The 25,372-nt window shown below is 70.0% G+C and carries 20 protein-coding genes; 9 read left to right on the plus strand and 11 right to left on the minus strand.

Annotated features, from left to right (window positions below):
• Positions 1-53: 53 nt before the first annotated feature.
• Both ACW62_RS18545 and ACW62_RS18550 read right to left on the minus strand, forming a co-directional pair.
• The gene (locus ACW62_RS18545; protein ID WP_083459912.1) at positions 54-1,025 is read right to left on the minus strand and encodes an ABC transporter permease; all 972 of its coding nucleotides are present in this window, start codon (positions 1,023-1,025) and stop codon (positions 54-56) included.
• A 38-nt stretch (positions 1,026-1,063) separates the two neighbouring features.
• Complete coding sequence (locus ACW62_RS18550; protein WP_083459913.1) at positions 1,064-2,584, minus strand: ABC transporter substrate-binding protein; 1,521 nt, start codon at positions 2,582-2,584, stop codon at positions 1,064-1,066.
• A gap of 319 nt (positions 2,585-2,903) precedes the next feature.
• On the opposite strand from ACW62_RS18550, the gene ACW62_RS18555 reads away from it, so the two are divergent.
• Positions 2,904-4,232, plus strand: a complete 1,329-nt coding sequence (locus tag ACW62_RS18555; RefSeq protein WP_169792089.1) for a trehalase family glycosidase — start codon at positions 2,904-2,906, stop codon at positions 4,230-4,232.
• Between the two features lie 18 nt (positions 4,233-4,250).
• Here the strand turns inward: ACW62_RS18555 and ACW62_RS18560 are convergent, their stop codons facing one another.
• The gene (locus tag ACW62_RS18560; RefSeq protein ID WP_083459915.1) at positions 4,251-5,243 is read right to left on the minus strand and encodes a glycosyltransferase; all 993 of its coding nucleotides are present in this window, start codon (positions 5,241-5,243) and stop codon (positions 4,251-4,253) included.
• A gap of 570 nt (positions 5,244-5,813) precedes the next feature.
• Here ACW62_RS18560 and ACW62_RS18565 point away from each other — a divergent pair.
• The gene (locus ACW62_RS18565; RefSeq protein WP_205629454.1) at positions 5,814-7,217 is read left to right on the plus strand and encodes a helix-turn-helix domain-containing protein; all 1,404 of its coding nucleotides are present in this window, start codon (positions 5,814-5,816) and stop codon (positions 7,215-7,217) included.
• A 2-nt stretch (positions 7,218-7,219) separates the two neighbouring features.
• On the opposite strand, the gene ACW62_RS18570 is transcribed toward ACW62_RS18565, so the two are convergent.
• Positions 7,220-7,879, minus strand: coding sequence for a cupin domain-containing protein (locus tag ACW62_RS18570; protein ID WP_240477352.1), 660 nt, complete (start codon positions 7,877-7,879; stop codon positions 7,220-7,222).
• Positions 7,880-7,884: 5 nt separating this feature from the next.
• Complete coding sequence (locus ACW62_RS18575) at positions 7,885-8,865, minus strand: AraC family transcriptional regulator (RefSeq protein ID WP_053205607.1); 981 nt, start codon at positions 8,863-8,865, stop codon at positions 7,885-7,887.
• Positions 8,866-9,106: 241 nt separating this feature from the next.
• On the opposite strand from ACW62_RS18575, the gene ACW62_RS18580 reads away from it, so the two are divergent.
• On the plus strand, positions 9,107-10,540 hold the full coding sequence (locus ACW62_RS18580; RefSeq protein ID WP_205629455.1) for a tryptophanase: 1,434 nt from the start codon (positions 9,107-9,109) through the stop codon (positions 10,538-10,540).
• Here ACW62_RS18580 and ACW62_RS33285 read toward each other — a convergent pair.
• Complete coding sequence (locus ACW62_RS33285) at positions 10,443-10,745, minus strand: helix-turn-helix domain-containing protein (RefSeq protein WP_083459966.1); 303 nt, start codon at positions 10,743-10,745, stop codon at positions 10,443-10,445. The genes ACW62_RS18580 and ACW62_RS33285 overlap by 98 nt on opposite strands.
• Before the next feature lie 185 nt (positions 10,746-10,930).
• On the opposite strand from ACW62_RS33285, the gene tsrT reads away from it, so the two are divergent.
• Positions 10,931-12,589: a tryptophan 2-C-methyltransferase gene (tsrT, locus tag ACW62_RS18585; RefSeq protein WP_053205898.1), complete on the plus strand. Its 1,659-nt coding sequence runs from the start codon at positions 10,931-10,933 to the stop codon at positions 12,587-12,589.
• Positions 12,590-12,711: 122 nt separating this feature from the next.
• A complete protein-coding gene (locus tag ACW62_RS18590) occupies positions 12,712-14,205 on the plus strand; it encodes an MFS transporter (RefSeq protein WP_053205608.1) in 1,494 nt (497 codons plus the stop codon).
• 12 nt (positions 14,206-14,217) lie between these two features.
• Here ACW62_RS18590 and ACW62_RS18595 read toward each other — a convergent pair whose 3' ends face one another.
• The 3 genes from ACW62_RS18595 to ACW62_RS18605 form a co-directional block, all read right to left on the minus strand.
• The gene (locus tag ACW62_RS18595; RefSeq protein WP_053205609.1) at positions 14,218-14,421 is read right to left on the minus strand and encodes a cold-shock protein; all 204 of its coding nucleotides are present in this window, start codon (positions 14,419-14,421) and stop codon (positions 14,218-14,220) included.
• Positions 14,422-14,488: 67 nt separating this feature from the next.
• A complete protein-coding gene (locus ACW62_RS18600) occupies positions 14,489-15,436 on the minus strand; it encodes a DNA polymerase domain-containing protein (RefSeq protein WP_053205610.1) in 948 nt (315 codons plus the stop codon).
• A gap of 9 nt (positions 15,437-15,445) precedes the next feature.
• Positions 15,446-16,345, minus strand: a complete 900-nt coding sequence (locus ACW62_RS18605) for an aldose epimerase family protein (RefSeq protein WP_053205611.1) — start codon at positions 16,343-16,345, stop codon at positions 15,446-15,448.
• A 97-nt stretch (positions 16,346-16,442) separates the two neighbouring features.
• Here ACW62_RS18605 and ACW62_RS18610 point away from each other — a divergent pair, with 97 nt between their 5' ends.
• The 4 genes from ACW62_RS18610 to ACW62_RS18625 all read left to right on the plus strand — a co-directional run bounded on the left by ACW62_RS18610 (position 16,443) and on the right by ACW62_RS18625 (position 23,474).
• On the plus strand, positions 16,443-17,261 hold the full coding sequence (locus ACW62_RS18610; protein ID WP_053205612.1) for an amidohydrolase family protein: 819 nt from the start codon (positions 16,443-16,445) through the stop codon (positions 17,259-17,261).
• Between the two features lie 74 nt (positions 17,262-17,335).
• On the plus strand, positions 17,336-19,378 hold the full coding sequence (locus ACW62_RS18615; protein ID WP_053205613.1) for a M3 family metallopeptidase: 2,043 nt from the start codon (positions 17,336-17,338) through the stop codon (positions 19,376-19,378).
• A gap of 30 nt (positions 19,379-19,408) precedes the next feature.
• Complete coding sequence (locus tag ACW62_RS18620) at positions 19,409-20,224, plus strand: serine hydrolase domain-containing protein (RefSeq protein WP_053205614.1); 816 nt, start codon at positions 19,409-19,411, stop codon at positions 20,222-20,224.
• Between the two features lie 22 nt (positions 20,225-20,246).
• Positions 20,247-23,474 (plus strand): BTAD domain-containing putative transcriptional regulator, encoded by a 3,228-nt coding sequence (locus ACW62_RS18625; protein WP_083459967.1) that lies wholly within the window; start codon positions 20,247-20,249, stop codon positions 23,472-23,474.
• On the opposite strand, the gene ACW62_RS18630 is transcribed toward ACW62_RS18625, so the two are convergent.
• Both ACW62_RS18630 and ACW62_RS18635 read right to left on the minus strand, forming a co-directional pair.
• Positions 23,443-24,237 carry an ABC transporter permease gene (locus ACW62_RS18630; RefSeq protein ID WP_053205615.1) on the minus strand — a complete coding sequence of 265 codons (795 nt, stop codon included), beginning with the start codon at positions 24,235-24,237 and terminating at the stop codon, positions 23,443-23,445. The genes ACW62_RS18625 and ACW62_RS18630 overlap by 32 nt on opposite strands.
• Positions 24,234-25,187 carry an ATP-binding cassette domain-containing protein gene (locus ACW62_RS18635; RefSeq protein ID WP_053205616.1) on the minus strand — a complete coding sequence of 318 codons (954 nt, stop codon included), beginning with the start codon at positions 25,185-25,187 and terminating at the stop codon, positions 24,234-24,236. Before ACW62_RS18635 ends, ACW62_RS18630 begins: the two co-directional genes overlap by 4 nt.
• Positions 25,188-25,372 lie beyond the last annotated feature (185 nt).

A 25,372-nucleotide genomic window follows, 5' to 3' on the forward strand; every position in this document is an offset into this window, starting at 1 on the left:
CGAGGAGCGCGACGAGCGCTGCCCCGACGATCAGCTGCGGCGACCTGCTTCGTCTAGCGGCCATGCGAGCCCGCCTTCTCCGCGTCACGGACCCTCGGGTCGAGAAGGCCGTACGCGATGTCCATCAGGAAGTGCAGGACCAGGACGAAGAGGATCGTCAGGAACGCGAGCGACTGGACCACGACAACCTCTCGGCTGGTCACGGCTGTGATCATCATCCGACCCAGCCCGGGCAGCGTGAACACCATCTCCACCACGACGACACCAGTCACGATGCTTCCGAGCTGCAGCGTCGCAACCGTCACGAGCGCGATCGAGGCGTTGCGAATCCCGTGCGTGACTGCGGCCTGGCGTAGCGTCCGGCCCTTCGCCATCGCCGTGCGGATGTAGTCCTCCCGCAGGACCTCGACCATCGACGATCGGACATACCGGCTGAATACCGGAGCGAGAACGGTCACCGAGATGGCCAGCACCGGAAGGATCAAGCTCCGGATCGCTCCGGTCACGCTCTCGCTCCATGGGACGTATCCCCCGGTCGGCAGCCATCCCAGCTGCACCGACACGAACGTGATCAGCAACAGCCCCGCCCAGAAGGTCGGGATCGAGATGCCGAGCTGCGCGATCAGGTCGATCGCGCCTCCTCGCTTCTCTTCGAGATGGAGAGCGGAATACGTCCCCAGGGCGAGGCCCACGATCCAGGACAGGATCAGCGCCGTCGCGGCAAGGCTCACTGTGAGGCTGAGGCGAGCCACGATCTCGGAGAAGATGTCATAGCCCGCGGCGTACGAGCGTCCGAGATCACCGCGCACCAAGCCGCCCATCCACGACAGGTACTGTTCGATCAACGAGCGGTCCAGGCCCAGTTCGCTTCGTAGCTCGGCCCGCGCCTCTGGCGACGCGCCAGGCCCGAGGATGACGGTCGCGACGTCGCCGCCGAGAAGCCTCAGCAGCAAGAACACGACAATCGATCCCGCCAGTGCCGAAACGACGAGCACGACCGCCTTACGGAGAATCAGTCGTCCCATCGACGCTCACCTCCGCAAGGTCGGTCGGCTGGCCGGGTTCAGCTCGCCCAATGGAGTCCCCGGAGATCGAACTCGACGTACGACCGATAGGGCTTCACTCCTTCGAGCTCGTCGCTCATCATGTGGAAGATCTGCACGTTGAACAGCGGGATCACGTAGGCGCGCTCGGCCTGCGCCTCGACGGCCTGCCGACGCAGATCGGCCCATTCATCGAGGTCCGTCGAACGATCCGCCTGCGCCAGCAACTCGTCGACCTCCGGCATGCAGTCGGCAGTGAGCCACGCCGCCGGGCACATGAAGGCGTCGGCCTGCTGCGAGCCCCCGATGAGTCCCATCTGGTAGTCGCCCGACTCGGTCTCCTCGATGAACCTCGGGAAGTCGCTGATCCCCTGCTGCTCGACGGTGATACCCGCGTCCGTGAGCTGGGCGGCGAGGATCTCCGCGTCGGTCCAGCCGGCGGGATACTTGAGGCCGATGCTCAGGTCCTCGGCGCCCGCCTCGGCCAGCAATTCCTTCGACCGGTCCGGATCGTACGGATACGGGCACTCATCACTGTTCCAAGGCTCCGTCGGCGGGTTGACGAACATGCACGTCCCCTGCCCCGTACCTCCGGCCTGGGTACCGAGGTCGTCCCGGTTGATCGCATGCGCGATCGCCTGCCTCACGCGTTCGTCGGCGAAGGCCGGATCCTTGGCGTTCAGGAAGGCGAAGAAGATCGCCTGTGCCGGCTGTTCGAGCGGCTCGAGGCCCTCCGCGGCGTCAGGGTCGATCCCCATGCCCTCAACGGTCGACCGAGTGGTTTCGATCAGCGAGACCTCGCCGGCCAGGAGCGCGTTCACGCCGGCCGTCGGGTCGGGGATGAAGCGCCAGGTGATGTCCTCGAAGTACGGGAGTTCCCCCCAGTACTCCTCGAACCTGGCCAGTGTGACGTTGACGCCGTGTTCCCAGGCCTCGAACATGAACGGACCGGTGCCCACCGGCGCCTCTGCCAGCTGCTCGGCGTCTCCATCCGGAATGATCATCCCGCTCTCGCGTGCCATGGCCTGAATGAATCGCTGGCTGGCCACCGAGAGCGTGACTCGAACAGTCCGGTCGTCGACCTTCTCGATCGATTCCACCGACTGCAACGGACCAGAGACCGACGCGTTCAACGCTGCGCGGTTCAGCTCCAGCGAGTAGATCACGTCGTCCGCTGTGAGATCGGTCCCGTCGTGGAAGGTGGCCTCGCGGAGCTTGAAGACATACTCAAGCCCGTCCTCACTGACCTCGTACGACTCAGCAAGCAGCGGTTCGAGTGTTCCGTCCTCCATCCGCTCGAGCAGCGGCTCGACGACGTTGTAGGTCAGCAGGATCAGGGGCGCGAGCTGGTTCGCTTGCGTGTAGTCGTAAGTGGGCGGTTCGGTGTCAATCGGGCCGACCACCAGACTGGTGGATCGGTCCGGGACGGACTGGGCCTGTTCGCCAGAGCCGCTGTTGCCATCACCGTTTCCGCTGCATCCAGCCAGCCCAAGACCCAGGCTGACGACCAGCACCGCGGACATACGGATTCGACGTCTCATGTTGCCACGCTCCTTCACCGTCGGATCTGAGTCTCCGACATCAGTCCGCGAGCGAGCGGTTCATTGAGCGCAACCTTTGTTTCAAACTTAGGGCGCGGGATCAAGGCTGTCAAACATCCGGTCGCCGCCACCTCGGCCGGACCCGCCAAACACCCAGCCTCCGCGCCGGGCGTCGCACGCCAGACGCCCAGCGCGGCGTACTCATCAGCCGATCGTTCTAGGTGACAGGCCCGCCTTGACACCCGCTAGGGCGATGGAACAGGGTGATCGAACGAAACCCTTAGATCGTTTAATGAAACGCATCGCCACGAGGGGATCCATGAAGCACACATCCATCGAGCGCAGCAAAGACCTGCGGGAGTCACTGGAGCAAGGGTGGCGCCCCTTGGATACGCAGATCCGCTCGTGGTGGGATCTGGACATCGCCTCGGCGGCAGAGGCCGACATCCGCGCGACGCCACAGGGCAGCGAGCCCCTGCTGTTCCTTCCCTTTCCGTATGTGAGGCCCGGAGGCGCACAGGGTGCCTTTGCGGCGATGTACTGCTGGGACACGTTCTTCATCAACGAGGCGCTCCTGGCGCACGGGCGGCTGGATCTGGTGAGGAATCACATCCTCAACTACCTTTTCATGATCGAACGTTTCGGCTACATGCCGAACTCCAATGACCGCGCCACACAAACGCGATCTCAGACCCCTGTCCTGCCCATCAGCATTTGGAAGTACTACCTCGCCACCGGCGACGACGACCTCCTACATCGCGCGTACCCGCTCTTGAAACGCGAGTACGAGGATTACTGGAATGCTCCGCACCATCGAACGCCAACCGGGCTCGCCACCAACCGGGACGTCGGCGACGAGTACCTCACCGCCGAGCTGGCCGCCGAGGCGGAGACTGGCCTCGACTGGACGCCGATCTTCGCCGGCGACGTTCGCCGATGCGTGCCGCTGATCACCAACTGCGCGCTGGTGCGCTACGCGCGGTTGATCGCCATGATCGGCGCGCGCCTAGGACGCCGCGGTGAGGCTGCCGATTTCGCCCGCCAAGCCGACACTCGTGCATCGCTCATCCGGAAGTACTGCTGGAGCGAAGAGACCGGTTTCTTCCACGAGTACGACTACCAAGCGCAGCGAATGCTGCCGTATGTGTCAGCGTGCGCCTACTGGGCGCTCTGGGCGGGCGTAGCGACAGAGGACCAGGCGAAACGCTTGGCACGCAACCTTCCTTCGCTGGTCCAGCGCTATGGCCTGGCCAGCACCGACCAGGAGTACGCCGACGCGCGCCCCGACTCGTCGTATGCACCCGACCCCGAGACCAGCGCCGAGGTTCCCCACCACTCCGGAGGCGGTGGCAACCTCCAATGGATGTACCCCGCCGGATGGGCGCCTGAGCAGATCATCGCGGTCGAAGGGCTCGACTCATACGGCTACGGCGATCAAGCAGAGCAGGTCGCCAGGGCCTTTCTGACCGTGCTCGTCGAGCAGTACCACGAGACGGGCGAGCTGTGGGAGAAGTACAACGTCCTCGACGGTGGCCTCGTCGTACCGAACTCCCGCTATGGGAACCTGCCGATGCACGGGTGGAGCGCCGCTGCAGCGGTGATTCTCGGGAGGCGCCTGTTCACGACCGGCGCGAACGATCACCCCTAGTGCCGCCCCTGTCGCTCGTCAGATCGACTGACCGGCCACCGCCTGCGCCCATGGGTGCCTCGCCTTGCCACCCGAAGCCGGCGCTTCCAGTGTGGCGCCGGCCGCCCGGGTCAGCGCCTCCACCTGGGCTCTCTGCGGGTACATTCGTTCGACCCATGCGCGAGAGGCCAGTCGTGTGTGGTCCATGCTGTCGCTCAGCAGGAGGGTCACGACCTTCTCCACGATTCCCAGGACGTCCGAATCGACGACGGCATGACTCCCCGGAGCCTCGAACAGCTCGGCGCCGCCCCCCGCCGGGTAGCCCACGACCGCGCATCCAGCGGCAAGTGCCTCTGCGACGGGGAGGCCGAAGCCCTCGTCCCGCCCTAGCGCGATGAAGACCGAAGCACGGCCCAGCGCCTCAGCAGCCTGCTCTTCGCGCATGCCCTGGATCGCTCGTAGGCGGACCTTGGGTACCCGTTCGTCCCCGGCGAGCAGCGCATGCAACAACTCCGCCTCGTACGGCCGTTTCCGCGGCATCCAGGCCACCATGTCCTCGCGCTCCTTGGAGGGGCGGAACAGATCCGTGTCGACCGCCAACGGGATGTGCATGACTCCGTCGATCGGGATCACCGACGTCAGCCTTGCTGCGATGTCATAGCTTGCCCTCGACGACACCCACATCAGCGGACGTGGGCTCCAGACCGGGTAATCCGCCCACGACGTGTTCTCGAAGGTGGTGAAGTGGTTCTGGTTGTAGATGACCTTCCGGCAGCCAGGAGCCGGATCGGCTCCCGCGAACACCAGTGGCTCCGGCACGACCAGCAGATCAGCTTTATCGAGTTCCATCGTCGACCCGAACACCACCGGCGCAGAACTAGTGAACCACTCCACCTGCGTACCATTCGAATAGTGCCAGATACAGGCGTCATAGCCAGACTCGATCAGTAGCTCCACGTGACGATAGAGAACACGAATACCGCCCGCTGGAACGATGACGTCCGGCGCAACATAAATGATTCGACCTGCCATTGCCACCCCATTCGGCCACTTGTAGCTCAAGCCTGAGCCCCGCACGAGGACACAAGTAAATTCAAGAGCGATTCGAGTGGGCGCGAAAGGAGGCGCGTTACGCCCTCCATCTGGCAGCGGCCGACCGCACCGCGCCTCTGGAGTCCGGCGCAGCAGCCTCAGGCACAGAAGCTCCAGGTCACGCGGACGTCCCGTCCTTGCGGCCGTACTGAAAGCCTCGCGTCAGGCGGGCCGGCCGCACGGCGTCGTGGCCGCACCGGATCGACGGGGAGCGGCAGATGCGTGGTCGTTCCATCCACCGGACATTCGCCAACTCGTCGTCTATTTCGCTGAGCGAATCGGCCTTTCCAAGCCCTTCCAACGCGTCGGCGATAGGCGGGTCGACGGCACGTCATCGAGTTGGATTACCGTCCATCCATCGACGACACCAGCAACACGAGCGGAAGGGTTCGCGAAGTGGACAGATCCCGTCGCAAAGTGCACCAACAGCGTGACTCATTCCGCCGTACGGTCGGACTGTACGCCGCAAATAACCCCGGCAGCGGCGTGCTCGAAACGAGGTGTCAAAAGGTGAATCGTGAATTTCACGACAACATCGACCTGCCCATCGGACAGATCATCCGCACCGCCCGCCAGCAACTGCACATGAGCCAGTACACGCTAGCGGGCCGTCTGGCAACGATCTCCGGAAAGCGCACGATGGGTCGCGACAGGGTCGCTCGATGGGAGCGTGGCCGCCAAGTCCCTCGCCGTGAGTGGCGGCAATGGCTGTCCGTTGTCCTCGAGGTACCGTCCGAGCGGCTGGATGCGGGCGCCATCGCGGCCCGCCAACAGAACCGTCTCGGCCGCGCTGTCAGCACCGCGCGCGGCGGCAGGCCCGAAGCGTCTCGCCGGCAACAGGGCACTCCAGCTCTCCTGCCAGTATTTCGTTCCCGGATACAGGCCGGGATTCTCGCGGCCACGTTGTTGAACCCCCACCGCGCGTTCAGCCTTACCGAGCTCGCCGACCACGCAGGCGGGTCTCTGGCTTCGGTCTCCAAGGAGGCCAAGCTGCTCGAGGACGCCGGATTTCTGGTCACACGGAGCGAAGGTGCAATCCGCCTGATGCGGGCGGCCACCGACAAGCCCACGCTGGGGCCACTCACCGAGCTCATCCGAGTCACCTACGGCGTGCCTCAGATCATCGGCGAGGAATTCAGCCGCGTCGCCCATGTCGCGCGCATTGCGCTGATGGGCACCTGGGCCGAACGGTTCGCCGGAGTGATCGGCCCGGAGCCCGAAGCCATCCATGTGCGGGTCACCCCGCCTGCGAACGCACAGCCCGATCAGGACGCTCTGTCCGCAGCCACGGCACGGGCACGACGTCGGCTGCACCGCCCGGTACACGTCACGGTCGCCGCGGCTCCAGATGATCCGCATCCTCGGATTGACGGCACACGGGTGGACATCCCCCATCAACGCAATGGCCGGCCCGTCGTACGCATCACGCCGCTCGAGGAACCGACCGCGCCCATCGGCACGCCGTGGCGACCCGGCGCCGACGTCGTCACACGTCTGGTCGCCAGTGGCCAGCTCGAGCTGTTCAATGGCCCCACAGCGGACAGCCGGCCATACCTCGACGCGGCAAACCACCACCTCGCGTCGGCTCGCGATGTTGCGTCGCAGGCGGCCGGGTCGGCGTTCGTCTTGCTCAGCCACGCCGCACACATGATCGGCTGCAGCCTTCTCGCGGCGCAGGGCCTGCGACCGGCAGCAGGAAGCAACGGCGACGTCGTCAGCACCTGTGTCGTCGCGCAGTTCGGAGCACAGTTCGGACACGTCGAGCTACTCCGCCAGCGGCAGCTCACCTTGAACCACCCCGTCGGGCGTGACAACAGGATCATCGCCGACGACGTCGCCGCCGCTATTCCGGCACTGGAGGCGCTGTTGAAGACCGCGCGGGACCTGTCACTGGAGCTGGATCTGTTCGGTTGAGGTCACGTGCGCAGGCGGCCGAGCTCCTGCTCGAGCGCGTCCGAGTAGGAGTTCGGCTGCGCACGCAGCAGTCCGGTGATAAGCGTGTCCTCGACCCGGCGCGCGACAACGGGCTGATCGAACAGGCTCCGGTCGCGGTTCAGCTGCCGTGTCAGCGGGCGCAACAGTCCTTGGACGAACGCACGGACGATCGCGCTACCTCGGTCCGTGACCAGGTCGAAGCGCAATGGCCGAGTCACCGGGCGACCGAGCAGCCTGCTCAGGTGGCTCGTGACCTGCGACTCGCGCAGGACATAGGCGACAACCCCGCAATCGGCCGTCCATTGCGAACGCACCGACCGTTGGGGTGACAACACCACCGTGTCGCCGGCCCTCGCAGCCGTCTGCTGGTCATCCTGCTGGACCAGACATGCACCCGTGACCACGGTCTGGACGAGGTAGCAGCCGAGTTCGTACGGCTCGGTCCGAGCCTCGGCACCGAGTGCCACGTAGCTGACGGCCGCTCGATCGATCAGGCGGCCGTTGATCGTCACGTCAAGTCCGGGCGTCACCTCGACAACCTCTATCGGGTGCTCCCCCATGTACGTACTGACGGCCGCGCGGAACTCGGCTGGTTCCTTCGTGCGAAGGACGGGGAACCGATCGAGCGGCAACGTGCCCATGCGGTTCACCGCGTCAGCGTCTCCGACGGCGATTCCCCGAACCGTCGGCGGTATCTGACGGCGAATCGGCCGGAGTGGCCGAAACCCCACCTGGCAGCCACCCGTGCGACGGTGGTCGTATCGCGATCAGCGGCCCGCAACTCCTCACGCGCCCGCCGCATGCGTACCGACACCAGGTACTCGCGCGGTGTGACTCCCACGTGCTGCTTGAAGGCCACCTGTAGCGCCCGCACACTGACCTGGGCCATCTTGGCGAGGCTCGCTACCGTGTGCTCCCACTCGGGATGGTTCTCGATCATTTCGCGGACCTGTGAGACGGCACGGTTCGGAATCACCGAATGCTTGGACTCGTGGAGCAGGTGCGAATAGTTGCTCGGCTGCGCGACGAGGAGCGACGTCATGAGCATGTCCTCGAGCTCCGAGACCACCAGGCGGTTGGTCACCATGCTGCCTTCGGCGTGATCCAGTTCGTCGACCAGGATGCGGAAGTACGCCGCCCAGGTCCGGCCGAATCCGGTGCTGATGTCCATACCGAGGTCGAACCGGACCGGCATCGGAAGCGGCACATCGACCAGGTCCCGCAGGTGCGCCTCGAGCGCGGGTCGTTCCAGCCGGAGAATGAGCTGAGCGCAATCCGCCGACCAACGTTGAGTGAGCGGGATCGTAGGCGACACCACCGACGCCGTCTCCGGCGTCGACAGTAGTTCGTCGCCTCCGCAGTGGACCGTGCTCCTGCCTGTCAACGGCACCTGGACCACGAAGAACGAGCCCAGCTCACCGGGTTCGATCAGTACTTCGCCGCCGTAGGCGACGTAGTTCGCTGCGAGGCGATCGATGCGCTTCGTGTGCATGCGGGCGCGTACCTGCGTGGACCCACCGACCAGATCCAGCCGATGCGGCACGAACACCTGACCCACGAGGTCACGGGCGTCGTCCAGGTCCTCGGTGTAGAACAACTCGAACAGCTGCAGTGGCGGTGCGCTCATGGCGGGTCCCTCTACGGATCTTCCCGGCCTTGTGGCGTTCGGCGCTTCCGAAAACAGCCCTAGTCGGGCGAGACTCCGTCACGATAGCCCCGTTCGGAGCGAGTCGTCACGACTGCAGCGTGTCACAGATGCAGGCCAATTGTCACAAGATCGTCGGTGTCCTCGGATTGGCCCCTACCGGCGACGGCTCACGTCGCACAGACTTGATGACGTCGAGTCGCGCCGCGCGAAGGGACTATCCGTGCCCGCGTTCATGGAGCCGTTCCGCATCAAGGCCGTCGAGCCGATTCCCTTCCCCAGCCTGCCGGAACGTCGTCGCGCGCTGCACGAGGCCGGGTTCAACCTGTTCCGGGTGCCGGCTCGCGCCATCACCATCGACTTACTCACCGACTCGGGGACCAGCGCGATGTCAGCCGCACAGTGGGCGGCCCTCATGGTCGGCGACGAGTCGTATGCCGGCGCGCGGTCGTACGAGCGGTTCGAGACAGTGGTGCGCGAATTGACCGGCTATCCCGAAGTGATCCCGGCGCACCAGGGCCGTGCGGCGGAGCGCATCCTGCTCGGCCGGTTGTTGCGGCCGGGCGACGTCTCGGTGGCGAACACCCACTTCGACACGACACGGGCCAGCGTGGAGGCGGCCGGCGCCGAGGCCGTCGACCTCCCGTCCGAGCAGACCGGCCCAGCGCCGTTCGGCGGCGACATATCCGTTCCCGCGCTGCGCGACCTGCTGTCCGGCCCCGGCGGCTCCCGGGTGCGGTGTGTGGTGCTGACGGTGACGAACAACGCCGGCGGCGGGCAGCCGGTGTCGCTGGCCAACGTCGCCGCGGTCCGCGAGCTGTGCGACCGGCACGGTGTGACGCTGCTGCTGGACGCGTCGCGGTTCGCGGAGAACGCATACCTCATCACCGAGCGCGACCCGGCACACGCCGGCCGCGCGCCCCGCGACGTTGCCCGCGAGGTGTTCGCGCTCGCCGACGGCTGCTGGGCAAGCCTGAAGAAGGACGGCGTGGCGAACATCGGCGGGCTGATCGCGCTGCGCGACGCCGAGCTGGCCCGCCGCTGCCGCGACCAGCTGATCGCCGTCGAGGGCTTCCCGACGTACGGCGGGCTGGCCGGACGCGACCTGGAGGCGCTGGCCCAGGGCCTGCTCGAGGTGACCGACCCGGACTACCTGCGGTATCGCGCGCAGACGGCCCGGTGGTTCGGCGAGCAGCTGGCCGAGGCCGGCCTGCCCGTGCTGCAGCCCACCGGCTGCCACGCCGTGTACGTCGACGCCGCGGCCCTGTTGCCGCAGGTGCCGCCGCATCGGCTCCCGGCGACGGCGCTGGCCAACGAGCTGTACCTGGCCGGCGCGGTGCGGGTCTCCGAGCTGGGGACGCTGGTGTTCGGCCGGCCCGCACCGGACGGCGGCAACGACCTTCCGGCGCCACGCGAGCTGGTCCGGTTCGCGCTGCCCCGGCGGGTCTACACCAGGAGCCACCTCGAGTACGTCGCCGAGAGCGCGGCGACCGTCGTGGCAAAGGTGGCGGAGATCCCGGGCTACCGGATCGTCGAACAGACCGGGCCGCTGCGGCACTTCACGGCCGTGCTCGCGCCCGGCGAGTCCGCCGGGCCACCCGGGCGGCCCGGGCAGCCCGCTCCAGGTCCGACGAGCCCACGTCCAGAACCTGGCTGATCCACTGCCGCCAGTACGGACCGGGGATGCGTTTGCCGCGCTCCCAGCGGGCAACCTCGTCGCGGGTGAGCGAGCCGTTGCCGGAGATGCGAACGAGTTCGTCGGCGACGCCGTACTGGCTGTAGCCGAGCCGGGACCGGGCCTGGCGGATCACGGTGCCGACGGCCTCATCGGGGGACGTCACGCCTGCGGTGCGGACGATCATCTTCACACATCGAGCCTGATCAATCGTGCACGGGCACGCCAGGACAGAACACGAAGAGTCCTGGCCAGTTCGCGAAAAGCCGCAGGTCAGCGGCCTGTCTCGCGAACAACGGAAACCGGCCCCCTCCCCAGGGCACCGCCCGGGTGCCACGCTGGACGATCGACTCCATCCCCGGGGAGGCGTACGTGAACCGCCCGCTCGTCACGCTGGTGAACCCGAACCTGGTGCACCCACCCATCACGCCGTATGCGCTGGACATCCTCGCCACGTCGTTGGAAGCCGCCGGTTTCGAGGTGGACGTGGTCGACCTGACGCTGGTGCGCGACCGGTGGCGGCACACCGTCGCGACGTATTTCGGCGAGCACCGGCCGGTTCTGGTGGGCATGACGTTCCGGAACACGGACACGATCTACCCCCAGGAGCAGCGCGTCTTCCTCGACTCGCACCGCGACATCGTGCGTGAGGTGCGGCGGTGGACGACGGCGCCGATCGTGGGCGGCGGGGTGGGGTTCTCGTCCATGCCGTTCGCGCTGGTGGACTGGTTCGGCCTCGACTACGGCGTCAAGGGACCGGGCGAGGTGACGATGGTCGAGCTGGCGACGATGCTGGCGAACGACGACTCGCCGGCGAAGGTGCCGGGTCTGATCATCAACCTCGGCCGGGGCGACGTCCGGCAGATCCCGCACCGCACGCAGCTGATCGCGGACGGCCGAGTCGAGCTGGTGAACCGGGTGACCCCGTACACGCGGCGTTCCGGCGTGCCGGACAAGGTCGACAACCTCGCGTACTACGAGCGCGGCGGGCTAGGCAACATCCTGACGAAGAACGGCTGCACGTTCGCCTGCGCGCACTGCGTCGAGCCGGATGCCAAGGGCAACCGGTTCGCCCGCCGCGCCGAATCCGCCGTCGTCGACGAGATGGAGCTGCTGACGGCGCAGGGCGTGCACGACCTGCACACGACGGACAGCGAGTTCAACCTCAACATCGCGCACAGCAAGGCGGTGCTGCGCGAGATCGTCCGGCGCAAGCGCATCGACCGGTACTCGCCGCTGCACGAGCTGCGGCTGTGGATCTACGTGCAGCCGGCGCCGTTCGACGAGGAGTACGCGGCGCTGCTGGCCGAGGCCGGCTGCGCGGGCATCAACGTGGCGCCGGACCACGTCCGCGACGACGTCCTGAACGGCTGGAAGGTGACCGGCCGCGGCACCCGGTTCTACGGCTACGCCGACGTGCAGCGGCTGTGCGACCTGGCGACGCAGTACGAGATGCTGACGATGGTGGAGGCGCTGCTCGGCATGCCGGGCGAGACCGCCGAGACCATGCACGACTGTGTCGACGGCCTGCTCGCGCTGGACGCGACGGTGGTCGGTTTCACGCTGGGCCTCCGCGCGTTCCCGTACTCGCCGCTGGGCCGCGACCTCGCCGCCCGCAGCGGCGGCACCCGTGCCGTCCCCGGCCTGCAGTCCAACACGGCGACGGCGCCGATCCTGCTGTCGACGCTGGACCAGTGCCACAGCCGGGTGGAATACGAGCGGCAGTTCATGTTCGACCCGATGGGCGGGTTCCGGCCGGTCTACTACTTCTCCCCCGCGCTGCCCGAGGGTGCACGAAACACCCGGCCCGGCGACCGCTGGCTGACCAGCCTGGAGCTGCTGTGGGAGTGGGTGCCGCTGCATGACCGCCCGCGGGTCATGCTGCCGACGGCGCCGGGACTGACGCCGGAGGACAACAACTACGCCGACAACCCGTTCCTGCTGCGGCTCACCGCGTTGGGCTACAAGGGCGCCTTCTGGTCACACTGGCCGCTGCGCGCGGAGATCATGGGTGGCACCGTCCCGGCCTGAACCGTCCCGAGGGCGAAACCCGGCCCCTGGGGTCGGCGATGACGTCCCGCCTAGCGTCGCCTCATGCGAGTCGGGATCCTGACCGAGCCCATCCGATGACCCGTGCTCCCAGCGCCTCGGCCGTGGAGCTGTCCGTAGCGCCAGCGCCGGGCGGCTCGCGCGGTCAGATCCTGCGCGCGATGTCGGGACTGTGCCTTGCGTCCTTCATCGTCACACTGTCCGGGACGATCGTGTCCAACGCGCTGCCCCGCATCCTCGCCGACCTCGGCGGCAGCCAGAGCCAGTACCCGTGGGTGGTGACCTCGTCATTGCTCACGGCCACCGCGACCGCGCCGATCTGGAGCCGGCTGGCCGACCGGACGAGCAAGCGGTTGCTCTTCCAGGCCGCGTTGGCATTCTTCGCCTTCGGTTCTGTTCTGTGCGGCGTCGCGCCGACCACAGAGATCCTCCTCGTCTTCAGGGCGATCGAAGGGATCGGAATGGGTGGTTTGGGGGCGCTGGTCTATGTCGTCCTGGCCGCGCTGATCAGTCCTCGTGAACGAGGACGGTATGCGAGCTTCGTTACGGCGGTCGCCGCGACCGGGACCGTCTGCGGGCCCCTTCTGGGCGGAGTCATCATCGAAGCGCCGATGCTCGGCTGGCGTTGGTGCTTCTGGGCACCAGTGCCGCTGGCCATCGCCGCCGTGGTTCTGCTGCAGCGAACGTTGCGGTTGCCAGCATCGTCTGACAGGGCGCGGGTCGACTGGATCGGCGCCCTCGTCATACCCTCCACGATCGGTGTCTTCCTGGCCTGGGTGACACTGGCCGGCCGGGAGTTCGGCTGGCTGTCCTGGGCGAGCGCCGCGTTCGTTGTCACGACCGGTCTGCTGATCATCGTGGGGGTCACCGTGGAACAGCGCGCGCCGAACCCGTTCCTGCCCCCGTGGCTGCTCCGCCAGCGCACGATGCTGCTGGCGCTGGTCGCGAGCGTGGTCATAGGCGGTATCTCGATGGCGACGTCGGTGTACCTCGCCCAGTACTTCCAGGTCTCCAGGGGCCAGAGCCCCACCGCGTCCGGCCTCCTGCTACTGCCCATGGTGGCCGGCATCGTGTCGGGGACGATCCTGTCGGGCCAGCTCGTGAGCCGCCTGGGGCGTTGCAAGCGCTACCTCGTGATCGGAGCGGCCCTGGCCTCCACCGGCCTCGCCCTGCTGGGCACGATCGACCGGACGACTCCCCTCGAGGTCATCGCCGGGTACATGGTCATCCTCGGCCTGGGCGTCGGTTCCAGCCTGCAGAACCTCGTCATCGCCGTGCAGAACGAGCTCGCCTACCACGAACTCGGGGCAGGCACGTCCGTCGTGCTCTCGTTCCAGTCGCTGGGCGGGGCCATCGGCCTCGCGATCCTCGGCTCCATCCTCGCGTCGCGAGTCGCCGAAGTGCCCGTCCAGGATGCCGCAGCAGCCTACGGCGATGCCACCGCGTTGATCTTCCGGATTGCGGCGGTCAGCGCGCTGGTCGCCCTCGCAGCGGTCCTCCTGCTGCGCGACACGCCTCTCCGGACGACCGTGGACGGTCCGGAGGTGGACGCCGAGTCGGTACGACGACAAGGCCCCGCCGGGACCGGCGGGGCCTGACGTGACCACGCTTCAGATGGTGCGGACGTTCTCCGCCTGCGGGCCCTTCTGGCCCTGGGTGATGTCGAACTCGACCCGGGCGTTGTCCTCGAGCGTGCGGAAGCCGCTGGAAGCGATCGCGCTGTAGTGCACGAAGACGTCCGCGCCGCCACCGTCCTGCTCGATGAAGCCGAAGCCCTTCTCACCGTTGAACCATTTGACAGTGCCCTGCGCCATGCTGTGTTGCTCCTCTTCGTGGGTTGGTATCAACCGCCGCAGACCTTAGCACGTAGCTGACCGGGGGCTATTGCTGGCGCTCCCTGGCGCGTCGCTTGCCTTCGTGCATGGCGGCGACCCGCGCGACCGGAATGGTGTGGCCTTCGTCGACGAGGTCGGGGGGCAGACGCTGCGGCGCAGGCATGGCCTCAGCCCAGGGATCGGCGCCCCCGAGGAGGGCGGGAGCCGTGTGGACGGTGAAGTCGAGCGGGGTGACGGAGTCGAGGCGGTCCCACTCCACGGGGAACGACACCGGCAGGCCCGGCCGCAGCCGCGGGCTGTACGCCGCGACGACGGTGGCGCCGCCGGCCCGGGTGGAGTCGAGGAACACCTTCCCGTCACGGTCGTCCTTGATGTACGCCGTGGTGGCCAGCGCCGGGTCGAGCCGCTCGGCGCGGGCGGCCAGCGCCCGGGTGGCGGCGGCGACGTCCTCGTGCGAGTGCGGCTCCAGCGGCACGAAGATGTGCACGCCCTTCGAACCGCTGGTCTTCACCGCGCCGGCCAGGCCGTCGTTCTCGAGGGCCCGGCGGACGAGGTGGGCGGCGGCCGCGGCGACGGCGAACGACTCGCCCTCGGGCGGGTCGATGTCCATGATGAGGTGCGTCGGGACGTCCCACCGCTCGGCCAGCACCAGCGTCGGGTGGTACTCGACGGCGCGCTGGTTGGCGAACCACAGCAGCGTGCGGCGGTCGTTGCACAGGGCATACGACACCTCACGCTTGGACGCCTGCGCCCACAGCTTGACGGTGGGGATCCAGGACGGCGCGTACTTGGGCACGTTCTTCTGCATGAAGCCGGGCTGTCCGGGCCGGACCCGGACCACCGACAGCGGCCGGCCGGCCAGCCCCGGCAGCATGCGCTCGTGCACGGCGTCGAGGTAGTCGACGAGGTCGCGCTTGGTGGCGTCGCCGTCGTCGGACAGCGCCTGGTCGAGGTGGGTCAGCGGGACACCGTCGCGTTCCTCGTCGGCGCTCATGAAGCCAACCTATCCCCCGCTGAGGCGCAGGCCCCAGGTCAGCGTCCACGTCTCGTCGGGCAGCAGCCAGCGCAGCGCCTCACCGGTGCGCAGCGCGTTCGGCGGCGCCGTCATCGGCTCGACGGCGACGGCGTCGACGGGGCCGTCGGGGCCGGGGAAGTAGTCGGTGACCCACAGCTGGACGTAGCCGAATGCGGGCTCCTGCCACAGCTCGAGCGTGCGGCCGTCGGGCGCCCGCAGCGACGTGGTGACGACGCCGCCGTCGACGTCGAGGTCGGTGAAGCAGCCGTGCGCCGTCCCCGCACCGGTCGGGACCCCGCCGCGCAGGTCGTGGCCGGTGCCGGTGACGTCGAAGGTGCCGGTCGGGATGCTCCGCTCGTCCAGGTGGAAGGCCCGGCCGGCGGGCAGCGTGAGGGTGAGGTCGCGCGCGGGCACGTCGCCGATGCGCAGGTACGGGTGGGCGCCGACGGCGACGGGGGCGGGCCCGGCGCCGGCGTTGCGGATGCGGTGCCGGACGACGACGCCGTCGGGCGTCAGCTCGTACTCGACGGAGGTGTCCAGCGTGAACGGGTAGCCCGCCTGCGGCGTGATGGGGGCGGCCAGCGTGACGGCCGCGGCGCCGCCGCCGGCGTGGGCGTAGCGGGTGGTCAGCAGCAGGCCGTGGACGGCGTGCCCGGCGGCCTCGGTGATGTTGAGTTGCTGCTCGACCCCGGCGTGGTTCCAGCGGCCGCCGTCGACCCGGTTGGGCCAGGGCACGAGGACGGCGCCGGCGGCCAGTGGCGGCGGGCCGAAGGCGGTGTGCGGCTCGATCAGCTCGGTGCCGCCGACCGTCAGCGAGCGCAGCGCCGCCGCGAATTCGGACACGACCGCCCGGGTGTCGCCGAGCTGGATCGCATGGGTGCAGTCCACGGGCTCTCCTCGCTCAGGTGACGGTGCCGGCCGCGGTCACTGTAACCGGGCGCCCGGTAGCCTGCCCGCGACGCCATCGACGCACGGAGGGGGCCACATGCCGCTGATCGACGCGCACCAGCACTTCTGGAACCCGGCGACGGTCGCGTATCCGTGGATGGATCCGGCCGACGCGGTCATCCACCGGCACTACGGCCCGGAGCACCTGGCGCCGCACCTGGAGCGGCACGGCATCGCCGGGACGGTGCTGGTGCAATCGGCCGACAGCGACGAGGACACCGACGCGATGTTCGCCGTCGCCGCGGGGTTCCCGGCCGTGCTCGGCGTCGTCGGGTACGTGCCGCTGGACGACCCGGCGCGGGCCGCGGACCGGCTCACCGAGCTGGCGGCGCGGCCCGGCTTCGCGGGCATCCGCAACCTCATCCACGACCGGCCGGACCCCGACTGGCTGCTGCGACCCGAGGTGATCGACGGGCTGCGGCTGCTGGAGCGGGCCGACGTGCCGTTCGACCTCGTCGCGGTACTCCCCCGGCACCTGGAGGTGCTGCTGGAGCTGAGCGAGCGGCTGCCGGAGCTGCGCGTCGTCGTCGACCACCTGGCCGCGCCGCCGTTCGGCGGCGACCCCGGGCCGTGGCGCGAACTGCTGGCCGCCGTCGCGGCGAACCCGCGGGTGCACGCGAAGGTGTCCGGCCTGTACCCGGCGCCCGGCACCGACCTGCGGCCGTGGATCGACACCGCGGTCGAGCTGTTCGGCCCGGACCGGCTGATGCTGGGCAGCGACTGGCCGATCGCCGAGCGGGCCGGCGGGTTCGACCCGGTGTGGTCGGCGCTGGTCGACGTCGTCGACGGGTACGGGCCGGAGGTCGCGGCGCCGCTGCGGTCGGTGACGGCGCGGCGGTTCTACCGGCTCGGCTAGGCGCCAGGTGAGGCGCGCGCTGACGGGCCGGCCGGGCCGCGGCGGTTCGTCGCTGCTCGGGTAGTTTTGCCTGCATGCAGAATGCCGCGGAGGAGCAGAATCCGTTCGACACGATCAGCGAGCTGCCCTACCGGCTGCCGCCGTTCGCCCGCATCGAGAACGCCCACTACCGTCCGGCGTTCGAGCGCGGCATGTCCGAGCAGCGGGCCGAGGTCGAGGCCATCGCCACCGACCCGGCGCCGCCGACGTTCGAGAACACCGTCCTGGCGCTCGAACGCTCCGGGCAGCTGCTGCAGCGGGTGGCCGCGGTGTTCTTCAACCAGGCCTCGTCCGACGCCGACGAGGAGATCCAGCAGATCCAGGGCGAGGTGTCGCCGAAGCTGGCGGCGCACTCCGACACCATCCACCTCGACCGGCGGCTGTTCGCCCGCATCGACGCGCTGCTCTCGTCCGACGCGGAGCTCGACCCCGAGTCGCGGCGGCTGCTCGAGCGCTACCACCTCGACTACGTCCGCGCCGGCGCCGGGCTGAGCGACGAGCAGCAGGACCGGCTGCGCGCTATCAACGAAGAGCTGTCGGCGCTGCAGACGTCGTTCCAGAACAAGCTGCTCAACGACACCAACGCGGCCGCCGTCGTGGTCGATGACGCCGCCGAGCTGGCCGGGCTGTCCGCCGACGCCGTCACGGCCGCCGCCGAGACCGCCCGCGAGCGCGGCCTGGACGGCAAGCACGTCCTCACGCTCGGGCTGCCCAGCGGCCAGCCGGTACTGACGTCGCTCACCGACCGCGGGCTGCGCGAGCGTATCCATCGCGCGTCCGTCGGCCGCGGCGCCAACGGCAACGAGCACGACACCCGCGAGACGACCGTGCGCATCGCGACGCTGCGGGCGGAGCGGGCCGCCTTGTTCGGCCACCCCGACCACGCGACGTACGTGCTCGAGGACCGCACCGCGAAGACCCCGGCCGCCGTCCACGACATGCTCGGCAAGCTGACCCCGGCCGCCGTCGCCAACGCGCACGCCGAGGCGGCCCGGCTGCAGGAGTCCATCGGCGACGAGTTCGAGCTGCGAGCGTGGGACTGGGCGCACTACTCCGACCAGGTGCGGCGCGCGACGTACGACATCGACGCCGCCGAGCTGCGGCCGTACTTCGAGCTGGACCGGGTGCTGCGCGACGGCGTCTTCTTCGCCGCCGGGGAGCTGTACGGGCTGACGTTCACCGAGCGCGACGACCTCGTCGCCTACCACCCCGACGCCCGCGTCTTCGAGGTGTCCAACGCCGACGGCAGCGGGCTGGGCCTGTTCATCGGCGACTTCTTCACCCGCGACTCCAAGCGCGGCGGCGCCTGGATGAACTCGTTCGTCGACCAGTCCGCGCTGCAGGGCACGCAGGCGGTCGTCGTCAACAACCTCAACATCGTCAAGCCGCCGGCCGGTGAGCCCGCGCTGCTGACGTTCGACGAGGTCATCACCATGTTCCACGAGTTCGGCCACGCCCTGCACGGCCTGTTCTCCGACGTCGCGTACCCGACGTTCTCCGGCACTCACGTGCTGCGCGACTTCGTCGAGTTCCCGTCGCAGGTCAACGAGATGTGGGCGGTCTGGCCGGAGGTGCTGGCCAACTATGCCGTGCACCACGAGACCGGCGCGCCGCTGCCGCAGGACCTCGTGCAGCGGCTGCTCGACTCGCAGATCTGGGGCGAAGGCTTCGCGACGACGGAGTACCTGGCGGCGACGCTGCTCGACCTCGCGTGGCACGAGATCCCGGCCGGGACCGTCGTCGACGACCCGCTGGCGTTCGAGGCGGCGGCGCTGGAGCGGGCCGGCGTCGCGCTACCGGCGGTGCCGCCGCGCTACCGCACGTCGTACTTCGCGCACATCTTCTCCGGCGGCTACAGCGCGGGCTACTACTCCTACATCTGGAGCGAGGTCCTCGACGCCGACACCGTCGAGTGGTTCAAGGACAACGGCGGCCTGCTGCGCGACAACGGCGACCACTTCCGGCGCACGCTGCTCTCCCGCGGCGGCAGCATCGACGCCATGCAGGCCTTCCGCGACTTCCGCGGCCGCGACCCGCAGATCGAGCCGCTGCTCGTCCGCCGCGGCCTGGCCGGCTAGGCGGCCGGCCACGACACGTAGGGTCGGGACATGGACAGCGTGCGCATCGTGGAGCAGTGGCCGGTCGACCACGCGGCGACCGCGGTCGTGCGCGCCGACGGCACCCTGGCCGGCGCGCACGGCGACCAGCAGCGGCAGTACCGGCTGGCGTCGGTGACGAAGCCGCTCACCGCGTACGCCGCGCTGATCGCCGTCGAGGAGGGCGCGGTGCACCTCGACGACCCCGCCGGGCCCGAGGGCTCCACCGTCGCCCACCTGCTGGCGCACACGTCCGGGCTGGCCTTCGACGAGCACAAGGCCGCCTGGGCGCCCGGCCGCCGCCGGCTCTACTCCAACGCCGGGTTCGAGCAGCTGGCCGACCACGTCGCCAAGCGCTCCGGCATCCCGTTCGCCGACTACGTCCGCGACGGCCTGCTGGGGCCGCTCGGCATGACCGGCACGGTGTTCGAGGGGTCGCCGGCGTCGGGGGCACGCTCGACGGTGGCCGACCTCGCGTGGTTCGTCGCCGAACTCATGGCGCCGGCGCTGCTCGACCTGTCCACCGTCGAGCAGGCCACGACGGTGCACTTCCCCGGGCTGGCCGGGGTGCTGCCCGGGTTCGGCATGCAGCGGCCGAACGACTGGGGCCTGGGCTTCGACATCCGCGACGGCAAGTCGCCGCACTGGACCGGCGCCACGAACTCGCCGCGCACGTTCGGCCACTTCGGCCAGGCCGGCACGTTCTTCTGGGTCGACCCCGACCTCGGCGCCGCCTGCGTCGCGCTGGCCGACCGCGACTTCGGCACCTGGGCGGCCGAGGCGTGGCCGCCGTACAGCGACGCCGTCATCGCCGAGCTGCGAAGGTAGTTACTGCGGCAGAATGCGTCCGGTGCGCATCGGGATGCTGGGACCGCTGGAGGTCCGTGCCGACGACGACGCGCCGGTGTACGTGGCCGGCGCGCGGCTGCGCACGCTGCTGATCATGCTGGCGCTCGCGCCGGGCCGGCTGGTGCCGATCGCCCAGCTGATCGACGGCATCTGGAGCGACGAGCCGCCGGCCGGCGCCGCGAACGCGCTGCAGGCGCTGGTGTCGCGGCTGCGGCGGGCGCTGCCGGGGCTGGCGATCGAGTCGCACCCGGCCGGCTACCGGCTGTCGCTGGACCCGGACGCCGTCGACGCGGCACGGTTCGAGCGAGCGGCCGCGGCGGCCCGGTCGGCGGGCGACGACGCGGCCACGGAGGACGGGCTGCGGACGGCGCTGGCGCTGTGGCGCGGGCCGGCGCTGCTCGACGTCGCCGGGTCGGCGTACTTCGAAGCGGCGCGGACCCGGCTGGAGGAACTGCGGCTGACGGCGACGGAGGACCGCGTCGAGGCGGCGCTGCGACTGGGTCGCGGCGCCGGGCTGACCACCGAGCTGACGACGCTGGTCGCCGAGTACCCACTGCGGGAACGGCTGGTGGGCCAACTGCTGCGGGCGCTGGTCGCGGCCGGGCGCCCGGCGGCGGCGCTGGCGGCGTACGAACGGACCCGCGAGGCGCTGGCCGACGAGCTGGGCACCGACCCGTCGGCCGAGCTGACCGCGCTGCACACCAGCATCCTGCGCGGCGAGCTGCCGCCGGCATCCGCCGCGGAGCCGGCGCCGACGCCCGTACCCGCCGAACGTCCTGCGCCACGGACCAACCTGCGGGCCGGGCTGACCAGCTTCGTCGGCCGCGACGCCGACGTCGCGCAGGTGCGCGCCCTGGTCGACGAGTACCGCCTGACGACGCTGACGGGGCCGGGCGGGTCGGGCAAGACCCGGCTGGCGGGCGAGGCGTCGCGCGGCCTCGTCGAGGGGATGTCCGACGGCGTGTGGCTGGTCGAGCTGGCGCCGGTCGGGTCCGGCGCCGACCTGCCCGTCGCGGTGCTCAGCGCCCTCGACCTGCGCGGCCAGCTGTTCGCCGCGGCCCCCGACGAGAACCCGATCAGCCGCCTGATCGGGGTGCTGCGCTCGCGCACCGCGCTGCTGGTGCTGGACAACTGCGAGCACGTCGTCGACGCCGCCGCCGAACTGGCCGAGCGGCTACTCGGCGAGTGCCCCGGCCTGCGCATCGTCGCCACCAGCCGCGAGCCGCTGGGCCTCATCGGCGAGGCGGTCTGGCCGGTGGAGCCGCTGGCGCTGCCGCCCGAGCACGGCGCCGCCGCCGGCGACCTGCTGGCCTTCGACGCCGTCCGGCTGCTGGCCGACCGCGCCCGCGCCGCGCGTCCCGGCTTCACCGTCACCGACGCCGACGCGCCCACCGTCGCCCGCATCTGCCGCGCACTCGACGGCATGCCGCTGGCGATCGAGCTGGCCGCGGCCCGGCTGCGCACGATGACGGTCGACCAACTGGCGGCCCGCCTGGACGACCGGTTCCGGCTGCTCACCGGCGGCAGCCGCACCGCGCTACCTCGCCACCAGACGCTGCGCGCCGTCGTCGACTGGAGCTGGGGCCTGCTGCCCGAGCGAGAGCGGCTCGTGCTGCGCCGGCTCGCGGTCTTCGCGCACGGCGCGACGGCGGAGGCGGCGGCCCACGTGTGCGGCGACGGCGCCGACGTGCTGGACGACCTCGTCGCGCTGAGCGACAAGTCGCTGCTGGTGGTCGACGACGACGGCGACACGCCGCGGTACCGGCTGCTGGAGACGATCAAGGCGTACGGCCTGGAGCGGCTCGACGACGCGGGTGAGCTGGACGCCGTCCGCCGGGCGCACCTGGCCTACGTCACCGACCTGGTCGAGCGGGCCGAGCCGCACCTGCGCCGGGCCGAGCAGTTGGAGTGGCTGCGCCGGCTGCGCGTGCTGCACGACGACCTCGCCGTCGCCGTGCGCGGCGCCGTCGCCGCCGGGGACGGCCCGGGCGCGCTCCGGCTGGCCACCGCGGCCATGTGGTACTGGTGGCTGTCCGGCCACCGGAGCGAGGGCGCCGAGCTGACGACCGAGGCGCTCTCGGCGCCCGGTGAGGTCGACAACGTCGTCCGGGCCACCGCCTACGCGGGCCTGGCGATGATCGCCACCGCCGGTCTCGGCGACGAGCAGGAGGTCAGAGACTGGGTCGAGGAGGCCGAGCGGCTCTCCGGCGGCGAGCGGAGCAACGTGCTGCTGCGCATGGTCGGCGGTCTCGGCGACTTCATGCGGTACGGCGACGACCTGTTCGCCGCGTCCATGTCGAAGCTGCTCGACGACGAGGACGTGTGGGTCCGGGCGCTGGGGCGGCTCAACCACGCGCGGCTGCTGCCGTTCACCGACCGACGCACGCCGTCGGAGCTGGCGCTGGCCGAGTTCCGCGACACCGGCGAACGGTGGGGCATCTCGTTCGGGCTGACGACCCTGGGCGACCTGCTGGCCCGGCAGGGCGACCTGGCGACGGCGCTGCGCCACTACGAGGAGGCGATCATCGCCGCCGGCGAGGTCGGCACCGCCGAGGACGTCGTGTTCATGCGTGGCAAGGAGGCGCAGCTGCGCTGGCTGCTCGGCGACACCGAGGGCAGCGCCGCGGCACTGGACCGGGCCCAGCGGGAGGCGGCCGGCCTGGCCTGGCCGGACTCCGTCACCGGCCTCGCGCTGTACGCGAGCGACCTGGCCCGCTGGGCCGGCGATCTCGACGCCGCGCGCGAGGCGATGGCCCAGGCCGAGTCGCTGCTGACGACGATCTCCATCCACCCGCTGTTCTGGGCGATGATCCACGACTCGCGCGGCTACCTGGCCGCCGCCGGCGGTGATCTGGAGGCCGCAGCCGCCGAACGGGCCCAGGCGATCGAGGTGGCGCTGAGCATCGGCGACGAGGAGGTGCTCGGCCGGGTGCTGGCCGGCCTCGCCGACCACGCGGTCCGGCTGGGCCGGCCGACCGACGCCGCCTGGCTGCTGGCGGCCACGGCGGTGCTGACCGGCGGCCTGGACCGGTCTCGCGCCGAGCCCGACGCCGCCGAGGCGGCCGTTCGCGCCGCGCTCGGCGACGAGACCGCCGCCGAGCTGACCGCGGCGGCCGAGCGCGAGCTCGCGGGCCTGGACGCGACGACGGCCATCTCGCGGGTGCGCGAGCTGGCCGTGTCGATTCTGGGCCGGCCGGTCAGCGGACCGGAGGCCGGCGGAACAGCTTGAGCGCCCAGAAGTAGCTGACGATCCCGATCGCCGCGGTCCAGGCCAGCGCGATGACGGCGTCGTTGCCGATCGCGGTGCCCAGCAGCAGGCCGCGCACCGTCTCGATCACCGGGCTGAACGGCTGGTACTCGGCGAACCAGCGCAGGCCGGCCGGCATCGAGTCGGTCGGGACGAACCCGCTGCCCAGGAACGGCAACAGCACGAGCAGCGTGGGCAGGTTGCTGGCGGTCTCGACGCTCTTCGCCTTGAGGCCGAAGGCCACGGCCAGCCAGGTCAGCGCGATGGAGAACAGGCAGATCAGGCCGATGGCGGCGGCCCACTCGGCCACGTTGCCGTTCGTCCGGAACCCGATCAGCAGGGACACGCCGATGACGATGGCCAGGCCGGCCAGCGTCTGCAGGAAACTGCCGATCACGTGCCCGGTGAGCACCGCGCCGCGCGAGATGGCCATGGTGCGGAACCGGGCGATGATGCCCTCGTACATGTCCATGGCGACCGAGATCGCGGTCCCCTGCACCGACGCCGACACCGTCATGAGGATGATGCCGGGCACCAGGTAGTTGATGTAGTCGTCGCGGTCGCCGGCCGGGCCGCCGAGGCCGGCGCCGAGCGTCTCGCCGAACACGTAGGCGAACATCAGCAGGAAGATCACCGGGATGCCGATCAGCTGCACGGTCATCGCCGGGTAGCGGACCCAGCGGCGCATGTTCCGCCGCAGCATCGTGCGGGAGTCGCGGGCGGCAAGGGTGAGTGGCGTGCTCATCGGACAATCTCCTTCTCAGCGGGACGACCCGTCAGAGCCAGGAACACGTCATCGAGGTCAGGGGTGTGGACGGTGAGCGACGCGACCTCGATCGAGGCGACGTCGAGGTGGTCGAGGACGGCGCGCAGCGAGTGCACGTCGCCGTCGCTGGGGATCTGCAGGGCGAGCGCGGCGTCGTCGCGGGTGGAGCCGGCGAACGCGCGGGCGGCGTGGTCCAATTCGGCCGGGTCGGTGAACTGCAGCCGCAGGTGCCCGCCCGGGATCAGCCGCTTGAGCTCGTCGGACGTGCCCTCGGCGACGAGCTTGCCGTGGTCGAGCAGCGCGATGCGGTCGGCCAGCTCGTCGGCCTCCTCCAGGTACTGCGTGGTGAGGAAGATCGTGACGCCGCCGGCGACCAGCTCGCGGATCGCCGCCCACATGGTGCGCCGGGTGCGCGGGTCCAGGCCGGTCGTCGGCTCGTCCAGGAAGATCACCTTCGGGTCGCCGACCAGCGTCATCGCCAGGTCCAGCTTGCGGCGCATGCCGCCGGAGTACAGCGACGGCGGCTTCTTCGCGGCGTCCACCAGGTCGAACCGCTCCAGCAGTTCGGCCGTGCGGAGGCGGCCCTCGCGCCGGTCCAGGTGGTGCAGGTCGGCCATCAGGAGCAGGTTCTCCTCGCCGGTGAGCAGATTGTCGACGGCGGAGAACTGGCCGGTGACGCCGATCGCGCCGCGGACGCCGTCGGCGTCGGTGCCGAGGTCGTGGCCGGCGACGCGGACGCTGCCGCCGTCGCCCTGGATCAGCGTGGAGAGGATCTGCACGGTGGTGGTCTTGCCGGCGCCGTTCGGGCCGAGCAGCGAGAAGACCGTCGCCTCGGGGACGGTGATGTCGATCCCGTCGAGGACGGTCAGCTCGCCGTACGACTTGCGCAGGCCGGTCGCGGCGATGGCCGTCGGGCGGTCGAGAGTCATGGCTCCTCGTTTCGTGATGTCACGGTGCTGATGCGACCACACTGCGCCGGGCCCCTGATGCGGGCGTGAGACCGCGCTGACACGGCGCTGATACGGCCGCTGACACGGACGTGTGCCGAGGTCAGTAGGCTGTGCGGGTGCCACTTCTCCCTTCCCTGGCTGCCGCTGCCTTGCTCCTGGGGGCA

The sequence above is a fragment of the Jiangella muralis genome (assembly GCF_001270745.1).
Taxonomy (GTDB): domain Bacteria; phylum Actinomycetota; class Actinomycetes; order Jiangellales; family Jiangellaceae; genus Jiangella; species Jiangella muralis.